Origin of the sequence: Thermostichus vulcanus str. 'Rupite' (assembly GCF_022848905.1) — a bacterium.
Taxonomy (GTDB): Bacteria; Cyanobacteriota; Cyanobacteriia; order Thermostichales; family Thermostichaceae; genus Thermostichus; species Thermostichus vulcanus_A.
The window spans coordinates 1-5,833 of record NZ_JAFIRA010000083.1; the positions used below are offsets into that span (position 1 = coordinate 1).

General features: G+C 56.6%; 5 protein-coding genes. All 5 read left to right on the forward strand.

The genetic code is table 11. The features are described 5' to 3' along the window. Positions 1-445: RNA-guided endonuclease InsQ/TnpB family protein (locus tag JX360_RS16920; RefSeq protein WP_244353309.1), on the forward strand; the 445-nt coding region annotated here is incomplete at its 5' end. 17 nt (positions 446-462) lie between these two features. Beyond that, complete coding sequence (locus JX360_RS16925; protein WP_244353311.1) at positions 463-750, forward strand: DUF2103 domain-containing protein; 288 nt, start codon at positions 463-465, stop codon at positions 748-750. 61 nt (positions 751-811) lie between these two features. Then, positions 812-2,158, forward strand: a complete 1,347-nt coding sequence (locus JX360_RS16930; RefSeq protein WP_244353313.1) for a TIGR03279 family radical SAM protein — start codon at positions 812-814, stop codon at positions 2,156-2,158. Positions 2,159-2,257: 99 nt separating this feature from the next. Next, entirely contained in the window at positions 2,258-3,007 is a 750-nt protein-coding gene (locus JX360_RS16935; RefSeq protein ID WP_244353315.1) for a Uma2 family endonuclease, read from the forward strand. Between the two features lie 108 nt (positions 3,008-3,115). Beyond that, on the forward strand, positions 3,116-5,710 hold the full coding sequence (locus JX360_RS16940) for a UPF0182 family membrane protein (RefSeq protein ID WP_244353317.1): 2,595 nt from the start codon (positions 3,116-3,118) through the stop codon (positions 5,708-5,710). The last annotated feature ends 123 nt before the right edge of the window (positions 5,711-5,833 follow it).

Below are 5,833 nucleotides of genomic sequence, written 5' to 3' on the forward strand. Positions count from 1 at the left end.
AGAGTTTCACTATCAGGTGGCCCATTGGCTTTGCAGTGCCTATGACCTGATTGTGTTTGAGAACCTGAACATCAAAGGACTGGCTAGAACCCGACTAGCTCAGTCGATTCTGGATGTGGCGTGGGGTGCATTTCTGCGTATCCTCGAAGCAGTGGCGGTCAAACGCGGCAAGATAGCGATGGCAGAGAATCCCAACGGTACCAGCCAGGCATGTTCGGGATGTGGTGAACAAGTGCAGAAGACGCTGACAGAGCGGGTACACCGCTGCCCTCATTGTGGGTTGGAGATGGATCGAGACTGGAATGCAGCACAGAACCTTTTGCATCGGGCACAACGGACGCTGGGACAGGCGTTTGCTGGCTGTGGAGGATACTCGGACACGAGTCCTGTGAAGCAGCAACTCTCATTTGTGAATTTGAGAAGACCCCGCTACAGCGCAGCTTAGCGGTGGGAGTTGTCACGATGTCTGAACCTTCCGGTCGCCTGGTTTGGAACCACTCCACCCATATTTCAGGGTTGATTCCTGTTTTGGAACGGTTGACCCAGCAGACGGGTATTAAAACCGTTACTCCAGGGGCCTTGTCCCGGAGTCGGGGGCGGATCCCGCAGTTGCAGTTGCGAGTATCAGTACCAATTCGGGGTGGATACAAGCTGGTTGCCCGCAAAGGGAACAGTGTTCAGGAGGTTTTCGTTGTAACGGATTTAAGCCAAGCGGAGCTAGAAGCTGCGATTCTCTTCTGTTTGGGATAAGTCCCGCCGGTGTTCTATACCCGATGCCTCTCTTGAACCGGAGCTTTTCTTCTACCCCGCCATGTCTCGCGCCAGCCTCAAACCTGCTCGTATCCGTGCTGTTTTGCCGGGATCCCTGGCCGAAACGGTGGGGATCCAACCGGGAGATGCCCTAGTCCGCATCAACGGAGAACAGCCGCGAGATTTGATTGATTACCGCTTTTTGATTACGGAAGAAGAACTGGAGTTGGAGATTTTGCAGGCAGACGGAAACCTGTACCGAGTGACACTGGAAAAGGAACTGGATGAGGATCTGGGCTTGGAGTTTGAAACGGCCCTCTTCGATAGTCTGATCCAGTGCACCAACGCCTGTCCCTTCTGCTTTATCGATCAACAGCCCCCGGAAATGCGGGCTACCCTGCACCTCAAGGACGATGACTACCGCCTGAGCTTTCTCTACGGTAGCTACCTTACCCTGACCAATCTGCCCGCCGCTGAATGGGAGCGCATCGCCCGTCTGCGTCTGTCGCCCCTCTACGTCTCGGTACATGCCACCGAGCCAGAGCTGCGCAGCCGATTGCTGAAAAACCCACGGGCGGGGTTGATCCTAGACCAGTTGGCCTGGTTTCAAGAGCACCGTCTCCAGCTGCATGCTCAGGTGGTGGTCTGCCCGGGTTGGAATGATGCCGACCACCTCACCCGTACCCTCTTGGATTTGGCCACCTTTCACCGATCTCAGGACGGGATCCCGACAGTGCTTTCCACAGCCGTCGTCCCCGTGGGCTTAACCCGCTTTCGCCCGCCCGAGGATGAGATCGTGCCGGTGGATGCAGCCAAGGCCCAGGAAGTGATTCGGCAAGTGGAGGGGTTGCAGGCTCAGTTTCGACAAGAACTGGGATCCACCTTTGCTTGGTTGGCGGATGAGTGGTATTTGCTGGCCGGCTGGGAGCTACCCCCTGCGGAGCACTACGAAGATTACCCGCAACTGGGTAATGGGGTGGGATCCCTGCGCTTGTTTTTGAGCCAGTTTGAGCAGGTGAGTTTACCCACTGGGTTGACAGCCCCCCTGAAGGGTCTGTGGCTGGTGGGGAATGCGGTGGGGCAGGCCTTTCAGCCCATTGTGCAGCGCATGAACCGGATCCCCAATTTGCAGATCACCCTGCTGCCCATTGCCAGTCAGTTTTGGGGACAAACCCTAACAGTGACCGGGCTACTGACGGGGCAAGATGTATTGCGTGCCCTGCACTCTGTCCCCAACTTGGCAGACTATGATGTGCTGCTGCTGCCCCAGGTCACCCTCAAGGATGGGGAGCGCTTTTTGGATGATCTCACCTGGCAGGAATTGCAAGCCCAAGTGGGGATCCCTGTCGTTCGGGTGGAGGGTGGGCCGGCGGGATTGGTACAGGCGGTGCAACAGGGGATAGGCTAGACCCAAACCCAGGCCCCAACCCGGAAGACTTCTCAGCCGGTAGGCTAGTCTCAGAACCGCTAGGAATGCACAGGTTGATTGTCAGTCAAGAGGGATCCCGTGGTTTCTACACCCCCAAAGCCCCTGCAAAGCTCAGTGCCGGAGGAGGACACCTTTCTCCAACCGGATCCGCCCGATATCAGCGACCTGGTGATCGAGGATGATCAACCTGTGGACAGCCTCTACTCGGAAAAACTACAACGCCTCCTGGTGAGCTGTCTCTATGCCTCGTTCCAGCCGGGTATTCCATTTTTGGCTACAGCCAATGTGGGACTCTTTTATGCTCTCAAGTCTCCTCCTTTGGTACCGGATGTGATGGTGAGCCTGGAGGTTTCTCCCCCCGCCAGTTTTGAGCGCAAGGAGGATCGCACCTACTTTGTCTGGGAAATGGGCAAGCCCCCGGATGTCGCCATCGAGATTGTTTCCAACAAGAAAGGGCAAGAATTGGGCCGCAAACTGCGAGACTATGCCCGTGCTGGTCTGAGCTACTACGTAGTTTACGATCCCTTGCACCAACTGAAAGAATTGCAGGGCTCTAGCTTGGCCCTTTTCCGGCGACAGGGGGGTGAGTTTGTCCCCTTCGACTCCACTTGGTTGGAGGATATCGGCCTGGGGTTAACCCTCTGGCAGGGATCCTTCGAGGGCGTGAATACCGAGTGGTTGCGCTGGTGTGACCGGGAAGGGCAGGTATTGCTGACGGGCGAAGAGCGGGCTGCCCTAGAAAGCCAACGAGCTGCGGCTGAACAGCAACGGGCTGAACAACTCCTGCAACTCCTGCGGGCCCACGGGATCACTCCTCCAGGAGCCTAGCAGGCTCACCACCCGGAAGGGATCCCCGACCGGTTCATTCCGGGATCCTGTCCTACCGACTGTGCCGCTAAGATTAGGAGCAGCCTTAAGCCAACTGTGATGGGGCAAATGCAGACCTTGCGGCGAGGATTGATTCTGCTGCTCTGGATTGGGCTGGGGATCCTAGCGCTCACAGGCTTGGCAGCTTTTTACGTGGATCTGGCTTGGTTTGCCGAACTGGATGCCCTGACAGTGCTGTGGACGCGGGTGGTGGCCCGATGGGGGCTGGGCCTGGGAGCTTTTGGCTTTGCCCTGGCAGTGGTGGGATCCAACATTCGCTCCTGTTGGCGAGGGGCGACCGTGACCTGGGCTTGGGTCATTGCCTTAGGCTTGAGTGGCTTTTTTGCTGGGTTGCTTTCCCAGCATTGGTTCACGCTGCTGCTCTGGCTTAACCAGGGAGCGGTCGGAGAGGCCGATCCAATTTTTGGCCGAGATCTCAGCTTTTATCTCTTCAGCTTGCCCTTCTGGGAGACGCTGCAACAGTGGTGTTTTAACTTGGTGCTCCTCACCCTGATCACCACGGTGATCATTTATCTGGTGGAACTGGGCCTTTCCGAACAGCGGCTCACCATGGCCCTTTCCCTCTTTGCCCAGCGACATTTACTGATTTTTGGGGGATCCCTATTTTTGATTCGGGCTTGGGGGCATTGGCTGGATCGCTATGAACTGCTCTATTCCAGCCGCGGTGTCGTGTTTGGGGCCAGCTTTACGGATGTGCACGCGACGCTGCCCGCCATCACCCTCATGAGTGGGGTGGCAATCCTGACGGCCATCGGCTTCTTTGTCCTGGCCCGGCAGGGCACGCGCTTGACCCTGCCACTTCCCAAGCAACTGTGTGGCCCCTGGGTAAGTTCGGTGTTGGCTCCTGCCCTTCTCTGGGGGGCCTACTTGGGGTTTGGAGTCCTGACCACCGGCTTGTACCCCCAAATTGTACAGACGTTGCTGGTTTCCCCCAACGAGCTGGAGCTGGAACGCCCCTACATCGAGCACACCATTCGCATGACGCGGGCAGGCTTCGGCCTGAGCGATATCCAGGTACAACCCTTCCCAGAGGAGGGATCCCTCACCCTCGAAACCTTGCAGCAAAATCAACCCACCCTGACCAATGTGCGTCTGTGGGATGCGGATCCCCTGTTGGCCACCTACCGCCAGTTGCAGGAGATTCGACCCTATTACCAATTCCCCTACGTGAATGTGGATCGCTACCGCATTGGGGGGGAACTGCGCCAGGTAATGCACGCCGCCCGTGAGCTGGACTTTACCCAGGTGCCCCCGCCCGCCCAAACCTGGATCAACGAGCGTTTTTTCTACACCCACGGCTATGGCCTCACCCTCAGCCCGGTGAATGTGGTCACACCGGAAGGATTACCGGACTTTTTCTTGTCGGATATTCCACCCCGTGTTTCTCCGCGCTATCCCGAGGTGGCTGCTGTGCTGCAGGTGGATCAACCGGCCCTCTACTACGGTGAGCTGACCACGACCGATGTGTTTGTCGGGACTGAAGCCAGGGAGTTGGACTATCCAGCCGCAGACCGCTACGTGTACGGCAACTACCGGGGCACGGGCGGAGTACCGATTCCCCATCTCTGGCAACGCTTCCTCTTCGCTTGGCACTTTGGGGATTTGCGCATTCTGATCAGCCAAGAACTCTCAGAAAACAGTCGCTTCCTATACCGGCGCCAAATTCGAGAGCGCATCCGTCAGCTGATGCCTTTTTTGCACTATGACCAGGATCCCTATTTGGTGATTGTGGATGGCAAGCTCTACTGGTTTCTTGATGCCTACACTACTAGCAGCCGTTATCCCTACTCAGAGCATGCAACCTCTTCTTCCTTCAACTACATTCGCAACTCTGTAAAGGGGGTGATGGATGCCTACAATGGCAACCTTGATCTTTACATTGCCGAGCCCAAAGATCCCATCATTCAAGCCTACAACCGCATCTATCCCAGCCTGTTTCACCCGCTGGAGGACATGCCCGAGGCACTGCGGCAACACATTCGCTACCCCCAAGATCTTTTCCGGGTGCAGGCGCAGCAGTTTGCCACCTACCACATGACGGATCCCCGCATTTTTTACAACCGCGAGGATCAATGGCAGATCCCCAATCAATTCCGCAATCGTCGGCGTACCCCGATGCAGCCTCAGTACCTGATCCTGACCTTGCCGAATGGACAGCAAGAGGCGGCAGGTAACACCCCGGAATTTGTTTTGCTCTCTCCCTTCACCCCGATCAACAAACAAAACATGGTGGGTTGGATGGCAGCCCGCTGCGATGGCGAACACTACGGGAAGCTCTTGGTTTATGAGTTTTCCAAGCAGCGACTCATTTACGGCCCCGAACAAGTGGAAGCCCGTGTCAATCAGGAGCCCAGTATTTCCGAGCAAATTGCCCTCTGGAACCAACATGGATCCCGGGTGAACCTAGGCACGCTTCTGGTGATCCCAATCGAGAACTCACTGCTTTACGTGCAGCCGCTCTACCTTGAGGCTGAGCAGGGTCGCTTACCTCAACTGACACGGGTGATTGCTGCCTATGAAGACCGAGTTGTGATGGGATCCACCCTCAACCAAGCTTTGCAGGATCTGTTTTCCCCCGCCTCCAACCGCCGTTTGCCCGTCACCAGTGCCGGATCCCTTCTCAGGGAGGACGGGAATAGTTGACGAAACTTAACGGATCACTTAATCTTAGGGTGTAAATCTTCGCGCTTCCCTACGGGAAGTTCGTACCCAATCATGACTACTGTTATCCAACGTCGCTCTGCGAGCAACGTGTGGGAGCAGTTC